The following is a 25,779-nucleotide window of genomic DNA, read 5'->3' as shown; positions in this document are numbered from 1 at the left end:
TTGATCATGTTGCGTGTAGGTTGCCTAAAACTTTCATTTGATATGTTACAGGTATATACAATGTATAATTAATAGTCGATTCTCTTTGTAAACATAAACTTTAATGTGTAGTTATCTTTGTTTGGAAAAAAATGAAAATAAAACGTATAAAATTAATTTTAAGTATTACACTCGTTTTTTTTGTATTTGCAATATTTTATTATATTAAGAGTATTTATTTTCAACAATCAAACGATACATTAGGGATAGAAAAGAAAGGGGACTTTGTAAATAACATTGTACCCACTAAAGCTAATGACGTAACCAATGAAACAACATCAAACGTATTATTTCCTCATATAGAAAAGGATGAACTACTCTGCATCGAACGAGTGAATGAATTTACTGTAAGTCATGAATTTTTAGATTGCATTAATAGCATTATACTTTATACCGATGATGAAAAGGTTATAGTTAGAGTAAAAAAAATTATAGCTCCATGGATGATGATTGATTGGAGGTCTGCTCTTAACTATATATTGTCGATGAAAGATCATTATCGTGATTACGTAATGGAGTGGGCGATTAGACTGATTGCTATAGATCATATTACCCAAGGAATCGCTTGGGTATTTGAGCAAAATCTATCACCAGTACAGCAAAGAGATTATCTTACCGCACTTTTTTTACAGTTAGCTGAAGATGATCCTGAGATCGCTATTCTTGAGCTAGATTCTTTTTATGACCTTCAACTGAAGAATACAGTGCTCGCTAGTATTATTGAGTTTTGGGGGGAGAATAATGCCCGAGAGGCACTTTCTTGGTTAGAAAATCAAATCGATTCAGATATTTTTAAAAGCGACGAATTTAGCAATAATGAATTTTATAGGCAGTTAAAAAGAAGTATCGAGTGGCAGTTTATGAAGCAAAATCCAATGTCTGCAGCTGAATATATTCAGAATAAAGAACTTGGTGATGATAAGGTTATATTATCTAGTTATTATGCAGATTATCTCGCTAATATCGATTTTTATAATGCGCTGACTTGGGCAAAAAATTTAGATGAATATCATGTTTACCAAGCAGCCATTCAAGCAGTACTTGAAGTGGGCTCTCATTCAGAAGATTACCAATTTGAAGTGTTAACTCTTGCCAGTGAACAGTCAGATCCCGTTTTTCGTGATGCATTATTAGCTAATGTAAGTGTTCAGATTTCAGCGTTAAATCTGGAAAAAATGATAGATTATCTACCAAATTTACCTGAATCAGCGCAAGCTAAGGTCATTGATTCAATTATTTTATCTTGGCTAGAAAAAGATCAAGAACAAGTTATAGATTGGTTGCAAATTGTTCCAGAAGGTGATGTTGAGATTAATGCAAAGAAAGTCATTGTACAAAAAATTCTGGAAAAAGAACCTACTCGTGCATTTGGTATTGCCACTTCAATTAGTAACCCAGAACAACGTTTAATGATTTTAAAATCATCATTTGCTTATCTAGTTACACAAAATCCTCAACTAGCAAGGTTTGAATTAGAACAACTTGAAGGAATTAGTGAAGAGGAAAGAGAAAAATTAAGCCAAGAGCTAGATAATATACAGTAAACAACCTCAGTTCAGATTAAGTAATTTTACTCAATAATGCTTAAGCGTTTATCTGCATTTTTATGCGCAATAGCGAGCTATTGGTTTATAAAGTACCTGATAATGACATAAATATCATCATTAAAAATATATTTAGATTGTATTCAGGTCGTTATTCAAACATAGCACAAAGTTAACATTATGAATTAGTTTTATTAAATTCATTAACTCGACATAGGTTAAATATTACCTAGTTTTTACAGTCTAATAAGCCGTTTATTATACCTCCTCTTATTAATCAAGATAATAAGAGGAGGTAAGCTAATTATTGAAATGTAAACTGTTGGTTGTTACCGTTACCACATGCCCACTGACGAATATCAGCACCGTTAGTGGTTGAGTTATTTGCGACTTCTAAACATTTATTGCTATGTTTAGCCTCAAGTTGAAACCAACCATTACCTTTGTCAACCAACTTAAATTGTTGATTGTCTCCGTCATAACAGTCCCACTGTACGGCAGTTGCACCGTTAGTGGTTAGCTTGCCACTGATATCGACACACTTGTTGTGTTTAGTTTTCATTAGGTAATAACCATCACCTTTAGAAACAAAAGTAATATCTTGGTTGGCATTGTTCGCATTACAGCCCCATTGTTGGATATTTGCTCCATTGGCATTACTACCAGCCGATAAATCAATACAGCGGCTGCTATTACGAGCTTTCAAAGACGTGGTTCCTGCAGGGGGAGTTGTTGTACTACCACTACTTGTACCACCACCGTTATTTACAGGTTTATAAACACGGATCCAGTCGATAAAGAAAATACTCTTATTGGCATCGGCTAATTCTGCGGCTGTAGGCTTAACATCTCGCCAATCTTGATGTTCTACATCAAGAATAATATGCATAGCTTTATTTAAGCCAGTACCATTAGTAAAATTATTAGGGTCAATCATGTTGACACCTGATGTTGAACGAACTAAAACTCCATCAATATAATAGTCTAGGTTCCATGGATCTTTCCAATGTACGCCGTATCTTTTCATACCTGAGCGATACGATTCACCACCATTATAAATCCACTCACCACCATCCTTTGGTTGATAATCTTGGAAGGGTTCACGAATAAAAACATGATGACTAACGTGCATACGTTGATCGAACCATGTTTGAGTAGAACGATCACTACCGTAAGACTCCATAGCATCAATTTCTTGAGTAGAATCAGGGCTTAACATCCAGGCTGCGTTAGCTAATGTGTTATTACTCGGTTTGGCTCGTACCTCTAAATATAGAGGGTAAGTAAAAGTAGCTTTAGATGAAATGATACCCGTATAAATTTTATCTGTGCCGGCTTTAGCGCTTGATTGTAAAGCCAATGAACCACCAGTCGTGTAAGAGTGCCCTGAATTAAACTCAGTATCACCAGGTCCTGTCCATGCATTGATATAACTAGCATTCCAGCGATTATTAAAATCGGCTGGTTTACTTGTTGGAGTCGCATTGTAATTAAAGTCATCGGATACAGACTGTAATTCCCATGTGTTACCTGAGCCCGCAGGAGCTGGAATTGAAATACCATCCCAGTCAGCTGCTTGGATCGAACTACACACTAATATTGCTCCAGTGCATAATGATAGTTTTTTAATCATTGTAAATTTCCTTGTATTTTGAATGTTGCATAACTTAAAAACACCATTCTGTAACTAGCAAGATTTAGTATAATTATTCTTGCTACAGAAATGTGTTAGTACGTACATCCGAGAATATTTAAATTATATTTTTAATCAATATATTTTCAGATGTACAATAAATGTAGCAGCTAATTGCTAATTGTAAACAAATTACCTTTAACAAAAATGCAATAATTAATACGGATAATATTTAAAAATTAGTTTCGATTATGATATTGATATATTAGGGAGGGGGATCTTCATGTTTACATTTTATTCGAATTAAATGCTTGTTGAGCGCTGCGTAAGGAGTGTAGCCTAGTTGTTCTATGTAAACTCCTTGCAACAATGAGCAAGAAGCATTTAAACGGATCCTTAGGACAGCGTTTATTAGTTATTTCTACTACGTTATCGCTTATTAGAGTAGAATAAGGACGAACTATGGCTGCCTTGTATAAAAGGCTAATGAACTACTGAAAAATAAGCAGAAAGAGTAACAGGCCTTAAAAGAGAGTATAAAAATAACCCCAAACTATCGCTAGTTTAGGGTTGAGGGGGAAGGTTCAAATAAAGAACCCATGCTAAAAAGCCTATCTGTAAAAAATAATAATGCAGCGAGCAATTATTTTTTGTTAAGTTAATTAACTTAGTAATTATTAAGTGTAGTGTAATATTTTATTAATGCTAATTTATTTTTAATATTTATTACACATTGATATTTATATATAAAATTTAAATTTTATCCGTTGATTGTTTTTTGTGCTAGTACTTAACGTATTTATTTAGCATTGATAATATGATTAATTGGACGCCTGAATTTGTGAGCTTACGTTATTTTTATATAAAATTAACAGCTCCTAACCCAAATTCAGATTTTAGTGCTTTTAAAAACTATATCTTAAATGTAACGCCTATATGGCTGAACTATTATTGTATGGTTAAATATGTCATTATCTTTTCAATATTTTTTGTATAAAAGTCTTTTGTGTTAAATCGTCTCTGGATCAGCTTCTTTTTTATTGCCTTTATTTCAGCCTTGTATCAATGGGGAGTCATGGGTGATGCTCTTATCTTTGAAAAAATAATTAAGTCTATTTTTGATATGTCTTCAGTTACTGTAGACATTGCTATTGGATTAATTGGTATATTAGCTTTTTGGCTAGGTATGATGAAAATAGCAGAGAATGCAGGTCTAATTAATAAGCTCGCCATTGCTATTTCGCCATTGTTTTCTAAATTAATGCCTGAAGTACCCAAAGGGCATCCTGCTATTGGCTCAATAACAATGAATTTGTCAGCTAATTTTTTAGGCATAGATAACGCAGCAACGCCATTAGGGTTAAAGGCGATGCAAGATTTACAAACGTTAAATCCGAAAAAAGATACAGCTACCAATGCTCAAATTTTATTTTTAGTATTAAATACTTCTTCTGTTACTCTGTTTCCTGTTGCTGTTTTTGTTTATAGGGCACAGCAGGGCGCTGTAAATCCCACCGATGTTTTTATTCCTATTATTTTAGCTACGTTTGCTTCAACATTTGCAGGATTACTGGCTGTAGCCACTGTTCAAAAAATAAAATTGTATCACCCAGTGGTGTTGCTTTACTTATCTGCTGCTATCGCCCTTATTGGTGGTATTACGGTCTATTTTGCTGCGTTATCGTCTCAAGCATTATCAACACAGTCATCCTTATTTGGTAATATATTAATATTTAGCACGCTCATTCTTTTTATAGCCGCAGCGGTTCGTAAAAAAATTGATGTATATAATAGTTTTATTGAAGGCGCTAAGGAAGGATTTGAAACAAGCATTAAGCTTATTCCTTATTTACTGGCCATGTTATGCGCTATTGGTGTATTTCGAGCTAGTGGTGCTTTAGATGTAATTGTCGACATATTTAGAAGTCTTGCAATGTTTTTAGGCATGGATACACGTTTTATTGATGCGTTACCTACCGCTATGATGAAACCTTTAAGTGGTTCAGGCGCAAGAGCTATGATGATTGAAACCATGAATACTCATGGTGCAGATTCTTTCGCAGGTAGATTAGCTTCTATCATTCAAGGTTCAACAGAAACCACTTTTTATGTACTTGCTGTGTATTTTGGCTCTGTCGGTATTAAGTACAGTAGGCATGCCGTAAGCTGTGGTTTAATTGCTGATGCAGCGGGTATTATTGCCGCCATAAGTGTTTGTTATTGGTTTTTTGGCTAATTTATCTTCTTTATTTTAATGTTTTATCTTCTTATTTATTATCCTTTCTTTTGGTAGCCAATATGGCTTATAGAACTTTAGTTTTATTATCTTTGTGTAATTGTCGACAATATTTGTCGCTTATGGTTGATCTATTTTATTTATCGCCTATAATCCTACCATCCAATAAAATATGTCGACAATTTTATGTCTTTAGATTTTGTACCTTTAAAAAATCCAACACACTTAGCTCCAGTAACTACTGCTGATAAAGTTTACGAACAGCTTCTTCATCAAATTGTAAGTGGGAAGATACGAGCAGGCAGTAAAATAAGTGAGCCTGAACTCGCTAAGAAATTTGAAATTAGTCGATCTACTTTGCGCGAAGCATTGAATCGATTAGAAAAATGTCACTTAATTGAACGCAAAGCCAATGTAGGTTCACGTGTTGTAGATTGTTCAATTGAAGGATTATTAGAGCTCTATATTACACGTGAAGCGCTAGAAGGCATGGCGTGTAGACAAGCTGCAATGAATATGACTGATGACGAAATTGTTAGCATGCGAGAAATGTTAGAAGAGCACGGCAAGCAGCAAGATCTAAAAGATGGTATTTCTTATTACCAAGAAGAAGGAGATGTGGATTTCCATTACAAAATAATTCTAGGTAGTCATAACCAACAGCTTATTAATCTTCTTTGCGGCCAGCTATACCATCTGGTTCGTATGTACCGTATTCAATTTGGTATGAAAAGCTCAAGAGCAACACGTGCTTTTCAAGAACACTCTCAAATTATTCAAGCAATCGCAGACAGAGACGGTGAACTAGCCGAATTTTTAATGCGTCGACACATTGCAGCTTCTCGTAAAAATATCGAGAGAAAAATAGCCGAACAAGTAGAAAATTAATCAACAAGTAATAAATATTCATTTAAATGGGGATACACATGACTTTAATACAATCACCAGGTAAAAAATTTAGACAAGCATTACAAAACAATAAACCATTACAAGTGGTGGGAACAATTAATGCCTATTGCGCCATGATGGCAGAGAAATTAGGGCATCAAGCTATTTACCTTTCTGGTGGCGGTGTTGCTAATGCTTCTTACGGATTACCCGATTTAGGCATGACATCGTTAAATGATGTTATTGCAGATGTACAACGTATAACGTCGGCATCAAGCTTACCTTTACTTGTTGATATTGATACAGGCTGGGGTGGCGCTTTTAATATTGCTAAAACTGTACGTGATATGGAAAAAGCAGGAGCAGCGGCGGTTCATCTTGAAGATCAAGTGGCTCAAAAGCGTTGTGGCCATCGTCCAAATAAAGAAATTGTTTCAATTGAAGAAATGGTAGACCGTATCAAAGCGGCTGTTGATGCACGAACTGACCCTGACTTTTTTATCATGGCGCGTACAGATGCATTCGCACAAGAAGGCTTAGAGTCTGCAATAGAAAGAGCTAAAGCATATGTAGCGGCAGGTGCTGATGGTATTTTTGCTGAAGCAATAAAAACAGAAGAGCATTATCGTGCCTTTTCAGAAGCATTAGATGTTCCACTTCTTGCTAATATTACAGAGTTTGGGCAAACAGAGCTTTGGAATAAAGAACAACTAGGTGAGTGGGGCTGTGCCATGGTGCTTTATCCTTTATCAGCTTTTAGAGCAATGAATAAAGCTGCAGAATCGGTTTATAAAACATTGTTAGCTGATGGTGACCAAAAAGCTGAAATCGACAATATGCAAACGCGTATGGATTTATACGATTACCTTGGCTATCACGATTACGAACAAAAGCTAGATAGCCTATTTGCTGAAGGCAAAAACAAATAAAAACAATAAATAATTCAAATTACAATTTGAAAATAACGATTAAAAATTACTGATACAACAAGTTAGTTAAGGAACATATTATGGTAGATAAGAAATTAAGTGGTGCAGGTTTACGTGGTCAGAGTGCTGGCGAAACAAAATTATGTACAGTGGGCAAATCAGGAAGTGGTTTAACTTATTGTGGCTATGATGTTGCTGATCTTGCTGAAAAATCAACGTTTGAAGAGGTAGCCTATTTACTTTTTAATGGCGAATTACCTAATCAAACACAGTTAGATGCATATAAAACTGAATTAAAAACCATGCGTGATTTACCTGAAGCGGTAAAATCAGTATTAAAGCTTATCCCTAAAGAAACTCATCCTATGGATGTTATGCGTACGGGTTGTTCTATTTTAGGTAATATTGAGCCAGAAAGTGACTTTTCTGAAGCACGTCGTGCTGCAAACCGTTTACTCGCGGCTTTCCCTGCGATTATGTGTTACTGGTATAAATACTCCCACGATGGTGTAGAAATTGATTGTATGACTGATGAAGATTCATTAGGTGGTCATTTCTTACGTTTATTAAACCAAAAAGAACCTTCAGAGCAGCATAAACGTGTAATGGATGTCTCATTAATTTTATACGCAGAACACGAATTTAACGCTTCTACTTTTACCGCACGCGTATGTGCATCAACATTATCAGACATGTTTTCATGTATCACAGGTGCTATTGGTACTTTACGTGGCCCACTTCACGGTGGGGCTAACGAAGCTGCTATGGATATGATCCTTAAGTTCAAATCTCCAGCCGATGCTAAAGAACAAATGGCTGGCATGTTAGAGCGTAAAGAAAAAATAATGGGCTTTGGTCACGCTATCTACCGTACTTCTGATCCTCGTAATGTTGTGATCAAAGCATGGTCTGAAAAGCTAGCCGCTGAAAATGGTGATACTTCTTTATACGATATTTCAGTAGCGTGTGAAGAGTTTATGTGGGACACCAAAAAGCTATTTTGTAATGCTGATTTTTTCCATGCGTCAACTTATAACTATATGGGCATTCCAACTAAGTTATTTACGCCAATTTTTGTATGTTCACGCTTAACTGGCTGGGCAGCTCATGTAATGGAGCAACGTGTTAATAATCGTATTATTCGTCCGAGTGCTGATTATACAGGAGCAGAGCCACGTAAGGTTGTTGCTATCTCTGAAAGGTAATTTGACTGGTTATTTTTCATAACGTTTTCGTTAGGCTTATTTTAATAAGTGAAGCTCGCATAGGAAAGCTATGCGTCTAACATTCTGCCTGAACGAATAAAAATCCTGTGTAAATAACTCGAATATATTAATAGGGGGAGTGTATTAAGTGAATAGTTTACCTCACTTCTTTTCCCTTATAAAAGTGGAATAAACTATGAATTATGATTATCGCAAGCCGTTGCCTGGCTATAAAGTAAACGGCGTTAACATTGATTTTTTTGATACGCGTGAAGCGGTTGAAGCAATTACTCCAGGTAGCTACGCCAAGCTACCTTACACCTCTCGTGTATTAGCTGAGCAGTTAGTACGTAGATGTGACCCTGCCACACTAACTGATTCGTTAAAGCAGCTTATTGAAAGCAAACAAGAACTTGATTTTCCTTGGTATCCTGCACGAGTTGTTTGTCATGACATTCTAGGTCAAACAGCATTGGTTGATCTTGCTGGTTTGCGTGATGCGATTGCTGAACAAGGTGGTGATCCGTCTAAGGTTAATCCTGTTGTACCCACTCAGCTCATTGTAGATCATTCACTCGCCGTGGAAGCTCCGGGTTTTGACTCTGATGCCTTTCAAAAAAACCGTGATATTGAAGATCGCCGTAACAAAGACCGTTTTAAATTTATTGAGTGGAGCAAAACCGCTTTCAAAAATGTTGATGTTATTCCTGCGGGTAACGGCATTATGCATCAAATTAATTTAGAAAAAATGTCGCCTGTTATTCAATTACGTGACGGTGTTGCTTTTCCTGATACTTGTGTGGGAACTGATTCACATACGCCACATGTTGATGCTTTAGGTGTTATTGCTATTGGTGTTGGTGGTTTAGAAGCTGAAACCGTTATGTTGGGTCGTCCATCTATGATGCGCTTACCTGATATTATTGGTGTAAAACTAGTAGGTAAACGTGCGCCAGGCATTACGGCAACAGATATGGTACTTGCTATCACTGAGTTTTTACGTAATCAAAAAGTGGTTTCTAGTTACTTAGAGTTTTTTGGAGAAGGGACAACAGATTTAACCATTGGTGACCGTGCAACTATCTCAAACATGACACCTGAATACGGTGCATCAGCAGGTATGTTCTACATAGATCAACAAACTATTGATTACTTAAAATTAACAGGTCGTGAGCCTGAACAAGTCGAATTAGTTGAAACATACGCAAAACATACAGGACTATGGGCCGACGATTTAGTTGAAGCTCAATATCCACGTGTTATTGAATTTGATTTATCTACTGTATGTCGTAATTTAGCTGGTCCATCTAATCCACATCGTCGTTTAGCAACGGCAGATCTTGTATCTAAAGATATTGCTAAAAACTTAGATGCCTGTAAAGCGCAAGAAGCCAATGGCGAAATGCCAGACGGCGCGGTAATTATTGCGGCTATAACGTCTTGTACAAATACCTCTAATCCACGTAATGTTGTGGCTGCTGGTTTAATTGCAAAGCGTGCTAACGAATTAGGTTTGGTTCGTAAGCCTTGGGTTAAGTCTTCATTTGCACCTGGTTCAAAAGTAGCAAAACTTTACTTAGAAGAAGCTGGTTTATTATCAGAAATGGAAAAACTAGGCTTTGGTATTGTAGGTTACGCTTGTACTACGTGTAACGGTATGTCGGGAGCATTAGATCCTAAAATTCAACAAGAGATTATTGACCGCGACTTATACTCAACTGCGGTATTATCAGGTAATCGTAATTTTGATGGGCGTATTCATCCCCACGCTAAACAAGCTTTTTTAGCATCGCCACCATTAGTTGTTGCTTATGCATTAGCTGGAACGATACGTTTTGATATTGAAAAAGATGTATTAGGTCAAGACCAAAAGGGTAATGACATTACCTTAAAAGACATTTGGCCATCTGACGAAGAAATAGATGCCATTGTTAAATCTGCTGTAAAACCTGAACAATTCAAGAAAATTTATACCCCAATGTTTGACTTAGGTGCTTTTGAGCCCGCTGAAAGTCCGTTATACGATTGGGATCTTAAAAGTACTTATATTCGTCGACCTCCTTATTGGGAAGGTGCATTAGCGGGCGAACGTACCATGAAAGGTATGCGTCCTTTAGCTGTGCTAGGTGACAATATCACAACAGACCATTTATCACCGTCAAATGCTATTCAGTTAAATAGTGCTTCAGGGGCTTATCTTCATAAAATGGGATTACCGGTAGAAGATTTTAACTCGTACGCAACACACCGTGGTGATCATGAAACAACGCAACGCGCAACGTTTGCTAACCCTAAACTGTTCAACGAAATGTGCCGGGACGAAAGCGGCAAAGTTAAACAAGGTTCATTAGCACGTATAGAGCCGGAAGGTGTTGAATCTCGTATGTGGGAAGCAATAGAAACCTATATGGAACGTAAACAGCCTTTAATTATTATTGCTGGCGCTGATTATGGACAAGGCTCATCACGTGATTGGGCAGCTAAAGGTGTTCGTTTAGCAGGTGTTGAAGTGATTGTATCAGAAGGTTTTGAACGTATTCACCGTACTAATTTAATTGGTATGGGGGTTTTACCGCTTGAATTTATTAATGGTGATACACGTAATACTTATAGCATTGACGGTACTGAAACTTATGATGTTGAAGGTACGACAGCACCAAGTGGAGCTATGACTGTTGTCATGACTAGAGCTAATGGTGAAGTCATTGAAATTCCAGTTAAATGTCGTTTAGATACAGCTGAAGAAGTCTCCGTTTACAATGGCGGTGGGGTATTGCAAAAGTTTGCTACAGACTTCCTTAAATCAAACGTATAACTTGTTATTTTATTAGATAGCTTCGTTGGAGGTGCTCACTTGGTAAACCAAGCTCCGCGCCACCTCTATGCTCTCTAATAAAATCCCTACGTTCTACGTATATTTAATTGACTCTTAAAGTGTTAATTTTCTTATGAAAATCGACTTCTGATCATTTGATAATACAAAGCAGCAAATGGGTAAACTAATTGCTGCTTTTTAGTTTAGCAATGATTTATTAGATCATAGAAAGCCGCGAAGGTTAAATGTGTAGTTAACAAGGCGAATAAAAGGAGCATAGATTTCTATGTGACGTTATTCAACGAAGTTAAAACACATTTTAGCAAGCGGAAAATAAGTATGGAGATAAGTATGTCCAATGTTCCTCAAGTAAAAATTCCTGCTACCTATATTCGTGGCGGTACATCGAAGGGTGTGTTTTTTAATTTAACTGATTTACCTGAACGCTGTCAGGTCGCGGGTGAAGCACGAGATAATATGCTTCTACGGGTTATAGGTAGTCCAGATCCTTACGGTAAACAAACAGATGGTATGGGCGGTGCAACTTCAAGTACGAGTAAAACCGTTATTGTAGCTAAAAGCAATGTTACTGATCACGATGTCGATTATTTATTTGGCCAAGTTGCTATCGACAAAGCCTTTGTTGACTGGAGCGGTAACTGCGGTAATTTAACTGCAGCAGTAGGTTCTTTTGCTATTTATTCCGGATTAATTGATGGCGATAGAATACCTGAAAATGGTATTTGTACTGTGCGTATTTGGCAAGCCAATATAAAGAAAACCATTATCGCCCAAGTACCTATTACAAATAGTGAAGTGCAAGAAACCGGTGATTTTGAATTAGATGGAGTAACGTTTCCTGCAGCGGAAGTGCCTGTAGAGTTTATTGAACCTGTTGATCCTAGTGAAGCTATGTTTCCTACCGGAAATGTTGTTGATGAACTTGAAGTCCCTGATATAGGAACTTTTAAAGTAACTATGATCACCGCTGGTATTCCAACTATATTTTTAAATGCTGAAGATCTTGGTTTTACAGGCACTGAGCTACAAGACGATATAAATAATGATGAAAAAACATTAGCGCGTTTTGAAAAAATTAGAGCTTACGGCGCTTTAAAAATGAGGCTTATTACTGATGTTTCAGATGCTCAAGCCCGACAGCATACTCCTAAAGTTGCTATTGTTTCACCCGCTAAAAGCTATCAAGCATCAAGTGGTAAACAAATTAATACAACCGATATTGATTTAAATGTAAGAGCATTATCAATGGGTAAACTGCATCATGCCATGATGGGGACTGCCGCAGTCGCTATTGGTGCAGCTGCCGCTATTCCTGGAACGTTAGTGAATATAGCCGCCGGTGGTGGTCATTGTTCATCAGTAACTTTCGGCCATCCATCGGGTACTTTAAAGGTAGGTGCCGAAGCGAGTTTAGTTAATGAACGTTGGATTGTTAACAAGGCTATAATGAGTCGAAGTGCTCGTATTCTAATGGAAGGTTACGTTAGAGTACCCGGTGATAGTTATTAAGACTGATTTAACTCAACTAAAAAGACTGTAGTTAAGAATAAACTACAGTTTTTGTTTTCAATAAATCCAGTATCTTGAGGGGGATATGCGATAAATTTTAAAAAGAGAATGAATTATTATTTCCCCCTCAAAATTCTTATGTTTTTTCATATTTATTTCTTAATTTTATTGTTAATCTTGCAAATTCAACTACATTTAAATTAATTGTTTATTTGGAAGTATAAGTATGAATCTATTCAAAACGTTATCAGTATCGGCAAAAATTTATTTAATCCCCATAATAGGCACTATTTCATTTGTCATTTACTTAACTTTATCAACATTTAATGCGAATAATAATGTAGATATTCTTTCAGACGCGAAAGATGTTCAATTTCCTGTTGTTCACTATTCTAAAGAAGTGTCAGTAGCTATTGTAAAAGTTTCAGAGCTTTTAAATACTGCGGTTACAACCGGAGATGAAGATAGTATCAGTGCTGCTGATGAAAAAACTGTAGAAATTAAAGGTTTATTTGAAAAAATAGGTTCTATAGATAAGCGTTTTTTGAGTACACAAGAAAAAATGCAAGCAGAATTTGATGATTACTATTCTAAAGCTAAATCACTTTCTTTAAGTATGGTAAATGAAACAGCTGATTTCGAAAAATTGCCAGAGCTAGGTAAGAGAATGAATCAAGCCTTTGAACTTATATTAGCGACGGTTAATGACTTTAACTCAAACCAAGTTATTGAATTTGAAGAAACAATATTGCGCGCAAATGAATCAGCACAGTCCATGGTTACGATTGGATTTATTATGGGAATTGTTACCATAGTCTTACTATTTGGTACTGCAATTCCTATTATTTCAGGTATTAAATCATCAATTGCTGAAGTTGTTACATCTTTGAAGGATATTGCTGAAGGAGAAGGTGATTTAACGGTACGCTTAACAGCCAAAACCGAAGATGAAGTTGGTCAACTTGTTCATTGCTTCAATTTATTTATGGATAAGTTACAAACAACAATTAAGCAAGTTGTTGAAATTGCTTTGCCATTATCTGAAATGGCCATATCAGTGAGTACTACTGCAGCGGAAACCAATCAAATTACTTTAGAGCAGCAAAAAGGTGCTGTGCAAACAAAAGATGCTGTAGAGAATATGAACATGAGTGTTAAAACAGTTGCTCATAGCGCTTCTCTAGCTTCAACAGCTTCAACTGAAGCTTCTAGTCTTTCTAAAGAGGGGGCAATAGTTGTAGAACAAACAGTACAAACAATTCACTCATTAGCTAAAACTGTGGAAAACTCATCAACAGTTATCGATAAGTTAGATGATGATAGTAAGCAAGTCGGTGCTGTTTTGGATGTAATTAAAGGGATTGCTGATCAAACTAATTTATTAGCGTTAAATGCAGCAATTGAAGCGGCACGAGCTGGTGAACAAGGGCGTGGTTTTGCCGTTGTTGCTGATGAAGTAAGAACCTTAGCATCGAGAACACAAGATTCTACGACGGAAATTCAAAAAACTATAGAACAGCTTCAAATAGCAGCACGTTCAGCAGTAGAAGCTATGAGTAATGGAAGAAGTTTAGCTGAAAAAGGTGTATCGGAAGTAAGCTTAGCTGGAGAATCTCTCGCTGCAATAACATCATCTGTTGAACAAATTAATGCTATGACAAGTGATATCGCGCAAGCGACAAATGACCAGTCGACAGTAGCAAGCGAAATTGTATCGCATGTAGATAATATTAGTGTTACAACCAAAGTGACTCATCAAGCATCAGAAGAGTTAGCAGAGGTGAGTAGTAACTTAGCTGATTTAGCTAATAATCTTCAAGTTTTGACCAAAGGATTTAAAGTTTAGTTAAAAATCATAGTTTTTCAGGTTTAAAAGTAGGCTCTGTTAACTTTTAAGATTACTTTAAAGTTAGTATGGCCTTTTGAACGAATTGACTCATTGTCACCTTAATGGAATAAAAATCAGCCATGGAATATCAATAAGCTGCTATAGAAACAATCACAAAAGTTCAACAGACCCTAATAATTAGTCAAGGATTTTTAGTGATTTATAGTAGAGCGTAGAGCTTTGCGGTATGTTTCTGTAAAAGCTAGTGTGGTCATTATGCAAGGCTTCGTTTTTGATATGTCATTATTCCACTTAAGAAAACGATAAGGCTGTAGAAATGACAAACGTACAGGTTCGTTTAAATAAAATTTATACTTAAAAGGTCAACTTGCTCTAGATTTATTTATTAATAGAGTTATTGTTATTTATAGATAATATTTTTTATTATCTTAACTTTGCCTGAAAACGTTTATGATTTCTGTTGAATCTTGAGATGGCATGGGGCGATTTGTTACTTTCAAAGCCGGCGTTATGTCGGCTTTTTAATTATATCAATAAAATTAACTTAATTGAGTCGATATTCCTTTAAATTGAAGCGCTATACCTGTATGTTATGCGTTTTTTACATACTGAATGTTTATGATGAACAAACTTGCAGAATATGAACTTATTCTAAAACAAGTCGATGCTGTTATCAGTGACGAGTCTGATGTTATTGCTAACATGGCAAATATTAGTGCTTTATTATTTGATAGTTTAAGCGATGTAAATTGGGTCGGATTTTATCGTGTGGTATCAGATGAACTTGTTTTAGGTCCTTTTCAAGGTAAAGTTGCTTGTATTCGAATTCCTTTAAATAAAGGTGTTTGTGGTACAGCTGCCGGTGAAGCTAAAACAATATGTGTTGCTAATGTTCATGACTTTTCTGGTCATATAGCGTGCGATGCAAATAGTAACTCTGAAATAGTTATTCCTTTAATTATTAATGGTAAAGTGGTTGCTGTATTAGATGTTGATAGCCCTATATACGAACGTTTTGATGAAGATGATCAAACAGGGTTAGAAAACATAATAAATGTATTTGAAAATATCATCATTAAGCATGGCGTGATAAACTAGTGAAAGAATTTGTTGTTATTCATGATTATTTAGTTTCAGAAGCTGTTGTAGGCGACTGGGACGGTGATGAAGAAATAGTGGCTGAACGTATCAATGAAATTTATCATTTGATTTACGATTTAGCAGAAGAAGATATTGCGACAGAAGAGCTAGAAAAACTTTTAGCTCTGGTGTGGGATACTTGGATAGGGCAAGATACTTTGCCTGAATTAGAAAGTGAAGATATTTATGATTGGTGCCGACATTTGTTGGAAAACCGTGATCAGTATCTCGAAAATTAAGATTATTTGTGAAAAGTTGATTTATGGAAACTAAACGTACTAGTACTAAAGAAATTATTGCTTATTTAGCTGAAAAATTTCCTGCTTGTTTTTCTCTTGAAGGACCAGCTAAACCCTTAAAAATAGGCATTTTTCAAGATTTAGCCGAAAGATTAACGGATGATGAAACTGTTAGTAAAACACGTTTAAGACAAGCGCTTAGACATTACACTAGCAGTTGGCGTTACTTAAAGTCGGTAAAAGTTGGTAGCGTTCGAGTTGATATCGACGGTAACGATGCTGCTGAAATCGATCAAGTACAAGCTGATTACGCCAGTAAAACGTTAAAAGAAAGCCAAGAAAAATTTGGTAACAATAAACAGAAAGATAATAAACCCAAAAAACAGTATAAAGATCATAAGTCAGCTAAAGATCAAGGTGAAAAACCTGATCAAAAAGCTAAGTTTAAGACTGTAAAGTCTACTAAACGATCAAATGTTAAGACGGAAGTTAAACTTCAACCTGTTACAGCTGATGCTATAATTGTAGGTAAGAAAGTTAAAGTACAACTCAGTAACTCTCCAATGAACGCAACAATTACCGAAGTTTCAGGTAAAGATATTACTGTTCAATTAGATTCTGGAATGGTTGTTAAGACTCAAGTTAAAAACATATTTACTGAATAATCGGAGTTTATTCATGCAAAAATTTTGTCGTCTCGCTATTGCCGTATCCATTGCGTTATCAAGTACTCTTGTAAACGCAAACGAAAAAAAAGTAGAAGATATTCCTATCCCTATTTTGGCTCCTGAAGAGCAACATGCAACATCAAGTAAGCGAATAACGGCGCAATTTACGCGTGCACATTATAAGCAAGTGAAAATGGATGATTCTCTATCAATGCAAATTTTTGATAGATATATCAAACAATTAGATTATGCTCGAAACATTTTTACTCAAGCCGATATAGATAAATTTACTAAATATAGATTAGATTTCGATACTGTAATTTCTCGTGGGAAACTAGATGAAGCCTACGAAATTTATAACGTAAATCTTAATCGACGTTTAGAACGCTATGAATATGCACTAAGTTTATTAGAAAAACCTTTCGATTTTACCTTAGATGAATCATATAACTTTGATCGTGAAGATGCTGCTTGGCCTAAAGACAAGGCTGAGTTAGATGAATTATGGCGTTTAAAGGTTAAATATGACGCGCTTAATTTAACACTTGCAGGTAAAGAGTGGGCAAAAGTTGCAGAGGTCTTGGGTAAAAGATATAGATACGCGATAAAACGTTTAAAACAAAGTGAAAGTGAAGATGTTTTTCAAATAGTGATGAACAGCTTTGCTCGTGTTGTTGAACCTCATACATCCTACTTATCACCAAGAAATGCAGAACGTTTTCAAATGGAAATGAACCTTTCCTTAGAAGGCATTGGTGCTGTTTTGCGTGCTGAAGAAGACTATACCGTTATTCAAAGTGTTGTTTCAGGTGGGCCTGCTGATAAATCTAAAGAGCTTAAACCAAAAGATAGAATTGTTGGTGTTGCTCAAGCGAAAGAAGAATTTGTAGATGTAATTGGCTGGCGTTTAGATGACGTAGTTGAATTAATAAAAGGCCCAAAAGGGACTCAAGTTCGCTTACAGATTTTAAGCGGTGAATCTGATGATGAAGCCAACATAAAAACTGTATCAATTATACGAGACACGATTAAACTTGAAGATAGAGCGGCTAAATCTGAAGTTTATTATGAAATTCCGGGTGATAAAACCAGTAAAAAATTAGGTGTTATCAATGTTCCTAGTTTTTATAATAATTTGTCTCGCGACGTTAAAGTTGAATTAAAAAAACTTAACGATGAAAACGTAGAAGGTATTATAGTTGATTTACGTGGTAATGGCGGTGGTTCATTAACAGAAGCAACACTATTAACAGGTCTATTTATTGATAAAGGTCCTGTAGTTCAAGTACGTAATGGCGCAAATCGTATTGAAGTGAATAGTGATAGAGACGGTATTAGTTATTATAAAGGCCCATTAACGGTTATGGTTGATCGTTATAGTGCTTCAGCATCTGAAATATTTTCAGCAGCTATTCAGGATTATGGTCGTGGTGTCATTATTGGAGAACATACTTTTGGTAAAGGTACTGTTCAGCAACACAGAGGTTTAGGTCGAGTTTACGATTTATACGAAAAACCTTTTGGTAGCATTCAGTTTACTATTGCTAAGTTCTACCGAATTAACGGCGGTAGCACACAGCATAGAGGTGTTTTACCTGATATTTCTTTTCCTTCGGCAATTGACCCAGAAGAATGGGGTGAAAGCAAAGAAGAAAATGCACTTCCGTGGGATAAAATACCAAAAGCTGAATATACTAAATTAAATGAATTAACGAGTGATTTTGCTTATCTACAATCTTTACATGACGAGCGGATTAAAGAAAACACAGAATTTAATTATTTACTTGATGATATCAAAACGTATAAAGCTGAAAAAGACGATAAAACGGTTTCTTTGAATCTTGCTATTCGTAAAGAAAAACGCGAAAAAAATAAAGCGAAACAATTAATCAGAGTTAATGAGAGATTGGTGAAATTAGGTAAAGAGAAAGTTAAAAGTTTAGATGATGATTTACCTGATGAGTTGGATGAGTTAGATCCATTTTTAGATGAGGCTGCTAAAATTACATTTGATTTAGTATCGCTTGGTCGTATGGCGAAAAAATAAATTTTAGTAACCTTTAAAAAACCGCTAATACAGCGGTTTTTTTATGCTTATTTAAAAATAAATATTTAATCAGAATAAGTGAATAGTTATTTCGTAATGTCTTGTTTTTAAAGCGTTACAAGCAGATTGTTTGGAAAAATAACTTGCACTCTTTTTTAATAGAGGGCATGTTACCCGAATAAAAAAATATAATGACAATAAAGGCTAATTTTATATGACAGATATGTCAGAACATAAAGCTCCTAGTATGCTCGATGCATTAATACCATTAATAGCACTTATCTTTATGCTATCGGGCGCAGTTTACTATTTTGGTGATAATTCCACTGGCGGCCCTAATCAAATTGCTTTATTAATCGCAACAGGTATTGCGGTAGTTATTGGACTCAAAAATAATTATAAGTGGGCTGATATAGAAAAAGCTATGGTTAATGGCATTTCTATTTCTATGGGGGCCATTTTTATTTTATTAGCTGTAGGTTCATTAATTGGTACTTGGATGCTATCGGGTACTGTACCAAGTATGATTTATTATGGGTTGAAAATATTAGACCCTAGCTGGTTTTATCCGGCTACCTGTATTATTTGTTGTATTGTAGCGTTAAGTATCGGAAGCTCGTGGACAACAGCTGCAACCATAGGTGTTGCACTTATGGGGATTTCTTCGGGATTAGGACTTGATCCTTCAATTACTGCAGGCGCCATTATTTCAGGTGCTTATTGTGGTGATAAAATTTCTCCTCTTTCTGAAACAACAAACTTAGCTCCGGTTGTTGCTGGTTCAGAATTGTTTGCGCATATTAGATATATGATGTGGACCACAATACCGTCAATCGTTATTAGTTTACTTATATTTACCTTCTTGGGTCTATCGGTTGAAACCAGTGTTACCCTTGAGGCTGTTGAGGGAATTAATCAGCAATTAGAAGCCAACTTCAATATAACACCTCTCAATCTTGTTCCTGTTGCATTACTACTCGCTATGGCAATGAAAAAAGTGCCCGCATTTCCTGCAGTATCAATAGGAGCTTTATTTGGTGCTATATGGGCTATTATGTTTCAACCAGAACTTATAAGTACTTTAGCCGCAAACGGGTTAGATACGATAACAGCAAACATAACGGTTGTTTGGGCTGCTTTGTTTGACGGTGTTGTTATCAATTCAGGAGATGCTGATTTAGATAGTTTACTTAGTGGTGGTGGCATGAAGAGCATGCTAAACATTGTATGGTTAATTATGTGTGCATTAATGTTTGGTGCTGTTTTAGAATACTTTGGTATGTTAAAAAAGTTTGTACAAGCTATTTTAGGTTCGGTGAAGTCAGTAGGTGGTTTAATTGCAAGTACTGTCGCAACATGTATAGGTACTAATTTAGTTACTGCAGACCAGTATATATCGATTGTAATGCCAGGGCGTATGTATAAAGAAGAATATAAAAGACGAAACTTAGACCCACTTGTACTTAGTCGAACACTTGAAGATTCAGGTACTTTGTCTTCACCGCTTATTCCTTGGAACACATGTGGCGCATTCATGTTTGGTGTTTTAGCATTAACCAATTATGAATACATTTTTTACTGTTTCTTTAACTTTATTAATCCTGTACTTGCAATTATTTATGGTTTTACAGGATATAAAATTAAAAAATTAGTTACAAATTAAACAACAATTATCAAAAAAATATGTACATTAAAGCCTGTTTTTACAGGCTTTTTTAATATTATCTGTTAAACTTTATTGAATATTAATTTACTGCTTACTATTGAATAAATAGCTATTTGAAAAATAATAAATCAATGTATTTCATTTTTATCACCTTGTAGGAAAAACAATGACAGAATTTACCGCACGTTATTTATCCGATTATAAACAAACAGCCTTTACTATCTCTACAGTCGATTTAACTTTCGAATTGGAAGATACAAAAACGCTTGTTACTAACAAGATGACTGTAGCCAAAGCGCATAGTAATGTTAAAGAGCCTCTTATATTACAGGGTGAAGAATTAGCGCTTATTTCTATTTCAATTAATGGGGAATTGTTATCGAGTGACTCTTATATTGAAACGGCCACTCAATTAGAAATCAATGTTCCTGATGATGAATTCGAATTAACCATTGTTACTCAAATAAACCCTGTAAAAAATACCTCTTTAGAAGGCTTGTTTAAGTCAGGCGGCGCGTTTTGCACGCAATGTGAAGCAGAAGGCTTCAGACGTATGACTTACTATTTAGATCGTCCTGATGTAATGGCGGTATTTTCTACAAAAATTATCGCAGATAAAAGCTTATACCCGTTTTTATTATCAAATGGCAATAAAGTAGAAGCTGGTGATTTAGCGAATGGCTATCACTTCGCTAAATGGCAAGACCCATTTCCAAAGCCATGTTATTTATTTGCCCTTGTTGCTGGTAACTTTGATTTATTGAGTGATACTTTTATCACATGTTCTGGTCGAGAGGTTGCTTTAGAAATATTTGTTGATCAAGGTAACTTATCTAAAGCACATCACGCGATGGCTTCTTTAAAGCATTCAATGAAATGGGATGAAGATACGTTTGGATTAGAATACGATCTTGATATTTACATGATAGTTGCGGTCGACTTTTTCAACATGGGTGCTATGGAAAACAAAGGGCTTAATGTTTTTAATAGTAAGTTTGTTTTAGCGGATGAAAAGTCGGCGACAGACGTTGATTATTTTAATATTGAAGCGGTTATTGCTCATGAATATTTTCATAATTGGACAGGAAACCGTGTAACTTGTCGAGATTGGTTTCAGTTAAGCCTTAAAGAAGGTTTAACTGTTTTTAGAGATCAACAGTTTAGTGCTGATATGACCTCGCCAAGTGTTACCCGTATTCAAAACGTAAGAGTTTTAAGATCACTTCAATTTGCTGAAGATGCTGGTCCTATGGCACACCCTATTCGTCCTGAAAAAGTCATGGAGATGAATAACTTTTATACGTTAACTGTATATGAGAAAGGGGCTGAGGTTATTCGAATGCTTCATACCATACTAGGTAAAGAAAACTTTAGAAAGGGAATGGATCTTTACTTTAAACGTTTTGATGGTATGGCTGTAACTTGTGATGATTTTGTTAATGCTATGGCTGATGCATCAGGCATATCTTTAGAGCAGTTTAAATTATGGTATGTACAAGTAGGAACACCTGTTTTAACGGTTACAGAAAGCTTTAATGAGCAAGATAAAACATATAGCATTCATGTTGAGCAAAAAAATAGCAGGGCAGATCATCCAACGCATGCTTTGCATATTCCTTTGAATATTGAACTCATCACCAATAAGCTTCAATCAAACACCAATAATCATTCACAGAGTTATTTGCTAGCATTAACTGAGCTTGAACAAACTTTCACTTTTAATGGCTTTGATGAAAAACCTGTACTCGCCTTTTTAGGTAATTTTAGCGCCCCAGTTAAAGTTAATTTTGAACAAGCTGATATTGATTTAGAAAATATCATGGTAAATGCTCAAGATGAATTTTGTCGTTGGGATGCGGGACAACAATTATTGAAAGGCCATATAAATAAATTATTAAACAACCCAGCGGAAACCTTACCTGTAAGTTTACTTAACTCATTTAAGCATATTTTGAACAGCTCAATTGATCCAGCGCTAAAAGCTGAGCAATTAACCATGCCTACTTTTGATGAAATAGCTGACTCAATTGAAGGAGTTGATCCTGTCGCTTTAGTGGAAGCGATTGACAACATAAGAAAACAATTAGCAAATGGTTTAGCTGAATCATTAAAAGCCACATACCACTTATTAAATAGTGACGAATTTTCAATAGATAGTGTAGGTGTTGCTAATCGCTCATTGAAAAACGTTTGTTTGTCTTATATTGCTTTAATTGGTGATGAATCAGAAATCGTTAATAGTCAATTTTTAGCTTCTGATAATATGACAGATACGCTTGCCGCACTTTCATGTGGCGCAGACAATAATACTATTGCCTTTGATGAACAGATGAAGATTTTTGAAAACAAATGGCAAGATACTGTATTAGTTATGGATAAATGGTTTGTATTAGCAGCATCATTGAAAAGTGATGATATTTTTGAACGTTTAAATGATCTTTTAAAACATCCATTATTTAGCTTAACTAACCCAAATAGAGCACGTTCTTTAATAGGAGCATTTTCAGCTAAAAACCCTAAATATTTTCATTGTTTGAGTGGTAAAGGTTATCAATTTTTAACCGACCAAATTATTCAGTTAAATGAAATTAACCCACAAGTAGCTTCAAGATTAATAACCCCTCTTATTCAATTTAAAGGTTTTGATAAAGCCAGACAAAAACTAATGAGGGCAGAATTAGATAGATTAAATCGCTTACCTAATTTATCTAAAGATCTAAAAGAAAAGCTAGATGCGGCACTTAAATAAATATCTACTATAATGAAATATTACTTTAGTGTGAACATGACGTACGATGATTTTCTCCCATATTATCAAGGAAGAATTAGTACGGTCATGGTCATGAGTACAGAAGGGCAACGCATTCAGTTTCCTGCAATGCATATGAAAAAATTTTTGATGCCAAATGGTATAAAGGGTTTTTTTTGTATGCATACCGAAAATAATAAATTTATATCATTAGAAAGAATATATTAATTAGAGCTTCTGCTTTAAACAGTGGTCTGACCATTTTGATATGGATAATGTTTTTAATACATGCAAGGAAGGCACTGAAAAACAACGTTCTAACTCTTAAAATAGCCCTTTGTTTTAAACGGTTGTTTTAAACGGTGTTTTTTAAGTGGTCTGCTCTTCTCTACAAGTCCTTAAAAATAAGGGTAATAATAAGTAATTTTTACGCTTGATAGTTTTTTTAAATGATGCAATTATTGTTTAATCCCGTTTAAGGGGACAAACAATCAACGCATTATTATAAGAAGAAAATACTCTATTTTGGATCTGGGGAGAAAAGAAATGAAAAATAATTCTCGCAGTTACGGTAAATTGAAACCATTAGCTGTAAGTATAAGTGTTGCCTTGTTGTCGTTATCAGCGTCAACGACTCAAGCAAAAAATTTCCAATTAGGCGATTTTGATATTAGTTTCGATTCAACCTTCTCAGTGGGTTCTAGCTGGCGAGTTGAGAATCGTGATTGGGACAGCAATGTTGGTAAATCAAATAACGTCAATAATGGATTTGATTTTAGCAATTATCATCCTAGCTTAAATCTAAATCCAGATCCCGGAACCGTTTGGAACGGTGCAGGTGCATACTCTACTAACAGCGATAACGGCAATTTAAATTACGATGCTGGCGAAAGCTTTTCTAAAATTATCAAAGGTTCACATGATTTAGATATTCGATATAACAACATAGGTTTGTTTGCTCGAGGCATGTATTACTATGATTTTGAAATGATGGATAACGATCGAGACTGGACCAATGCTTCTTCAAATAAAGTGCATAATCCATGTCGAGATGATGATGCCAGAGACCAAGTTTGTCGAGATATTCGATTATTAGATGCATTTGTATACGGTGATTTTGATATTGGTGAAATGCCATTATCTGTACGTGTAGGTCAACAAGTGATTAGTTGGGGTGAAAGTACACTTATCTCTCATGGTATTAGCGAATTAAACCCAGTAGATGTTGCTCGCTTAAAAGCTCCAGGTGCAGAACTTAAAGAAGCTTTTATTCCCTTTGGTGCTGTTTGGGCGTCTTTAGGCGTTACAGATAACTTTAACATTGAAATGTTTTATCAATACAGCTGGGAAAAAACCATACTTCCTGCTCCTGGAAGTTACTTTTCAACTAATGACTTTGCTGGAGACGGCGGCCACTTTAATAATGTTCAATTAAATTTTGCTAGTAATCCAGACATGGATTTAGATTCATTAATTACGAATTTAAATGTTTTGGGTGACGCAATTCGTAGTGGTGGACTTACTGCAGCACAAGCTGGTTCTGCTTATTTAGGTGGATTTCCTACCAAATTAACCTTAAGAGAATCAGGTGCTGAAAATGAACCTGAAGACGGCGGTCAATACGGTTTACGTTTATCATGGTACTTACCTAGTTTTAATGAAACCGAAGTTAGTTTGTATTATATGAATTATCATAGCCGACGTCCTGTATTCTCTGGAGTTACAGCTGATTTTTCTCAAATCACTTCAGATGTACAAAAAATAGCATCAGGAGAAATTACTTATGATAATTATACTGAACTAGGTTCATTCTCACGCGTTGAACTTGATTATATTGAAGATATTCAACTATATGCCTTTAGTTTTAATACAACCTTGGGTGAAACGTCTGTTGCAGGCGAGGTTACTTATCGTCAAGATGAGCCTCTACAAATTGATGATGTTGAATTACTCTTTTTAGCTATGCCACAACAACTAGCTAATGCTGGCCTTAGACCTGATCTAGATGGTATATCACAAATTCCAACGGTAGGTTTAGGTGAAAGGGCTGACGGTTTTGTATTGTCAGATACCTTACAAGCGCAAGTCACACTAACGCATTTGTGGGGCCCTTCATTTGGAGCCAATCAATTTACAACTTTACTTGAAGTAGGTGGAATTGATATTAGAGATATGCCAGATCAAGATGTTTTACGTTTAAATGGCCCTGGCACGGCAAGAAATGGTGGCGTCGAAGGTAAAGAAGGTTTAGAGATTGGTTTGCAAGATGGCGTAGAAACAAACCCATTCCCTGATGATTTTGCATGGGGATATCGCTTAGTTGGTAAGCTTGATTACAGTAATGTTTTTGCAGGTATCAATGTTTCACCTAAAGTTGTATTTTCTCATGATGTAGAAGGAATAACGCCAGATCCTTTATTTTTATTTGTTGAAGATAGAAAGTCATTAGCTGTAGGCGTTGGTTTTGATTATCAAAGCCGTTGGTCTGCAGATATTAGCTATAACAGCTTTTTTGATGGTGTAGGTACAACCAACCAACTATCAGATCGCGATTACGTTTCTTTCAGCGTTAAGTATTCAATTTAGGAGCTGTTTCATGAAA

At 35.6% G+C, this 25,779-nt stretch carries 17 protein-coding genes; 16 read left to right on the top strand and 1 reads right to left on the bottom strand.

What is annotated here, in order from left to right; translation table 11 throughout:
* Positions 1-131: 131 nt before the first annotated feature.
* The gene (locus ACM9HF_RS04800; protein ID WP_473614886.1) at positions 132-1,583 is read left to right on the top strand and encodes a hypothetical protein; all 1,452 of its coding nucleotides are present in this window, start codon (positions 132-134) and stop codon (positions 1,581-1,583) included.
* A gap of 304 nt (positions 1,584-1,887) precedes the next feature.
* Here ACM9HF_RS04800 and ACM9HF_RS04795 read toward each other — a convergent pair whose 3' ends face one another.
* On the bottom strand, positions 1,888-3,216 hold the full coding sequence (locus tag ACM9HF_RS04795; RefSeq protein ID WP_473614882.1) for an RICIN domain-containing protein: 1,329 nt from the start codon (positions 3,214-3,216) through the stop codon (positions 1,888-1,890).
* Positions 3,217-4,222: 1,006 nt separating this feature from the next.
* Between ACM9HF_RS04795 and ACM9HF_RS04790 the strand changes: the two genes are divergently transcribed.
* The 15 genes from ACM9HF_RS04790 to ACM9HF_RS04720 all read left to right on the top strand — a co-directional run bounded on the left by ACM9HF_RS04790 (position 4,223) and on the right by ACM9HF_RS04720 (position 25,763).
* A complete protein-coding gene (locus ACM9HF_RS04790) occupies positions 4,223-5,452 on the top strand; it encodes a nucleoside recognition domain-containing protein (protein WP_473614878.1) in 1,230 nt (409 codons plus the stop codon).
* A 186-nt stretch (positions 5,453-5,638) separates the two neighbouring features.
* Positions 5,639-6,340, top strand: a complete 702-nt coding sequence (locus tag ACM9HF_RS04785) for a GntR family transcriptional regulator (RefSeq protein ID WP_473614875.1) — start codon at positions 5,639-5,641, stop codon at positions 6,338-6,340.
* A 38-nt stretch (positions 6,341-6,378) separates the two neighbouring features.
* A complete protein-coding gene (gene prpB, locus ACM9HF_RS04780; RefSeq protein ID WP_077342816.1) occupies positions 6,379-7,269 on the top strand; it encodes a methylisocitrate lyase in 891 nt (296 codons plus the stop codon).
* Positions 7,270-7,349: 80 nt separating this feature from the next.
* Positions 7,350-8,474 carry a bifunctional 2-methylcitrate synthase/citrate synthase gene (gene prpC / locus ACM9HF_RS04775; protein ID WP_473614870.1) on the top strand — a complete coding sequence of 375 codons (1,125 nt, stop codon included), beginning with the start codon at positions 7,350-7,352 and terminating at the stop codon, positions 8,472-8,474.
* 196 nt (positions 8,475-8,670) lie between these two features.
* Entirely contained in the window at positions 8,671-11,289 is a 2,619-nt protein-coding gene (gene acnD / locus ACM9HF_RS04770; RefSeq protein ID WP_473614867.1) for a Fe/S-dependent 2-methylisocitrate dehydratase AcnD, read from the top strand.
* A gap of 351 nt (positions 11,290-11,640) precedes the next feature.
* On the top strand, positions 11,641-12,819 hold the full coding sequence (prpF, locus tag ACM9HF_RS04765; RefSeq protein ID WP_473614862.1) for a 2-methylaconitate cis-trans isomerase PrpF: 1,179 nt from the start codon (positions 11,641-11,643) through the stop codon (positions 12,817-12,819).
* Between the two features lie 226 nt (positions 12,820-13,045).
* A complete protein-coding gene (locus tag ACM9HF_RS04760; RefSeq protein ID WP_473614859.1) occupies positions 13,046-14,665 on the top strand; it encodes a methyl-accepting chemotaxis protein in 1,620 nt (539 codons plus the stop codon).
* A 624-nt stretch (positions 14,666-15,289) separates the two neighbouring features.
* Positions 15,290-15,766 (top strand): free L-methionine (R)-S-oxide reductase MsrC, encoded by a 477-nt coding sequence (locus ACM9HF_RS04755; RefSeq protein ID WP_473618258.1) that lies wholly within the window; start codon positions 15,290-15,292, stop codon positions 15,764-15,766.
* Positions 15,766-16,047, top strand: coding sequence for a hypothetical protein (locus ACM9HF_RS04750; protein ID WP_473614855.1), 282 nt, complete (start codon positions 15,766-15,768; stop codon positions 16,045-16,047). The genes ACM9HF_RS04755 and ACM9HF_RS04750 overlap by 1 nt, the downstream gene beginning before the upstream one ends.
* 23 nt (positions 16,048-16,070) lie before the next feature.
* Complete coding sequence (gene proQ, locus ACM9HF_RS04745) at positions 16,071-16,712, top strand: RNA chaperone ProQ (protein ID WP_473614852.1); 642 nt, start codon at positions 16,071-16,073, stop codon at positions 16,710-16,712.
* Positions 16,713-16,725: 13 nt separating this feature from the next.
* Positions 16,726-18,762 carry a carboxy terminal-processing peptidase gene (gene prc / locus ACM9HF_RS04740; RefSeq protein WP_473614848.1) on the top strand — a complete coding sequence of 679 codons (2,037 nt, stop codon included), beginning with the start codon at positions 16,726-16,728 and terminating at the stop codon, positions 18,760-18,762.
* A 223-nt stretch (positions 18,763-18,985) separates the two neighbouring features.
* Positions 18,986-20,425, top strand: a complete 1,440-nt coding sequence (nhaC, locus tag ACM9HF_RS04735; protein ID WP_473618257.1) for a Na+/H+ antiporter NhaC — start codon at positions 18,986-18,988, stop codon at positions 20,423-20,425.
* 169 nt (positions 20,426-20,594) lie between these two features.
* Positions 20,595-23,177, top strand: coding sequence for an aminopeptidase N (pepN, locus tag ACM9HF_RS04730; RefSeq protein WP_473614845.1), 2,583 nt, complete (start codon positions 20,595-20,597; stop codon positions 23,175-23,177).
* Positions 23,178-23,189: 12 nt separating this feature from the next.
* Positions 23,190-23,405, top strand: a complete 216-nt coding sequence (locus tag ACM9HF_RS04725) for a DUF2835 domain-containing protein (RefSeq protein ID WP_473614842.1) — start codon at positions 23,190-23,192, stop codon at positions 23,403-23,405.
* 318 nt (positions 23,406-23,723) lie between these two features.
* Positions 23,724-25,763, top strand: a complete 2,040-nt coding sequence (locus tag ACM9HF_RS04720) for a DUF1302 domain-containing protein (RefSeq protein ID WP_473614839.1) — start codon at positions 23,724-23,726, stop codon at positions 25,761-25,763.
* The last annotated feature ends 16 nt before the right edge of the window (positions 25,764-25,779 follow it).

Source organism: Colwellia sp. RE-S-Sl-9, from assembly GCF_048296855.1.
Classification (GTDB): Bacteria; Pseudomonadota; Gammaproteobacteria; order Enterobacterales; family Alteromonadaceae; genus Pseudocolwellia.
Note: the sequence above shows the minus strand (reverse complement) of the source record. Positions and strands in the feature narration are given on the sequence as shown.

Excerpts from the sequence above, each read along its gene's own strand:
- ACM9HF_RS04800 (WP_473614886.1), top strand. The coding sequence starts at position 132 with ATGAAAATAAAACGTATAAAATTAATTTTAAGTATTACACTCGTTTTT.
- ACM9HF_RS04795 (WP_473614882.1), bottom strand. The coding sequence starts at position 3,216 with ATGATTAAAAAACTATCATTATGCACTGGAGCAATATTAGTGTGTAGT.
- ACM9HF_RS04785 (WP_473614875.1), top strand. The coding sequence starts at position 5,639 with ATGTCTTTAGATTTTGTACCTTTAAAAAATCCAACACACTTAGCTCCA.
- prpB (WP_077342816.1), top strand. The coding sequence starts at position 6,379 with ATGACTTTAATACAATCACCAGGTAAAAAATTTAGACAAGCATTACAA.
- prpC (WP_473614870.1), top strand. The coding sequence starts at position 7,350 with ATGGTAGATAAGAAATTAAGTGGTGCAGGTTTACGTGGTCAGAGTGCT.
- acnD (WP_473614867.1), top strand. The coding sequence starts at position 8,671 with ATGAATTATGATTATCGCAAGCCGTTGCCTGGCTATAAAGTAAACGGC.
- prpF (WP_473614862.1), top strand. The coding sequence starts at position 11,641 with ATGTCCAATGTTCCTCAAGTAAAAATTCCTGCTACCTATATTCGTGGC.
- ACM9HF_RS04760 (WP_473614859.1), top strand. The coding sequence starts at position 13,046 with ATGAATCTATTCAAAACGTTATCAGTATCGGCAAAAATTTATTTAATC.
- ACM9HF_RS04755 (WP_473618258.1), top strand. The coding sequence starts at position 15,290 with ATGAACAAACTTGCAGAATATGAACTTATTCTAAAACAAGTCGATGCT.
- proQ (WP_473614852.1), top strand. The coding sequence starts at position 16,071 with ATGGAAACTAAACGTACTAGTACTAAAGAAATTATTGCTTATTTAGCT.
- prc (WP_473614848.1), top strand. The coding sequence starts at position 16,726 with ATGCAAAAATTTTGTCGTCTCGCTATTGCCGTATCCATTGCGTTATCA.
- nhaC (WP_473618257.1), top strand. The coding sequence starts at position 18,986 with ATGTCAGAACATAAAGCTCCTAGTATGCTCGATGCATTAATACCATTA.
- pepN (WP_473614845.1), top strand. The coding sequence starts at position 20,595 with ATGACAGAATTTACCGCACGTTATTTATCCGATTATAAACAAACAGCC.
- ACM9HF_RS04725 (WP_473614842.1), top strand. The coding sequence starts at position 23,190 with ATGAAATATTACTTTAGTGTGAACATGACGTACGATGATTTTCTCCCA.
- ACM9HF_RS04720 (WP_473614839.1), top strand. The coding sequence starts at position 23,724 with ATGAAAAATAATTCTCGCAGTTACGGTAAATTGAAACCATTAGCTGTA.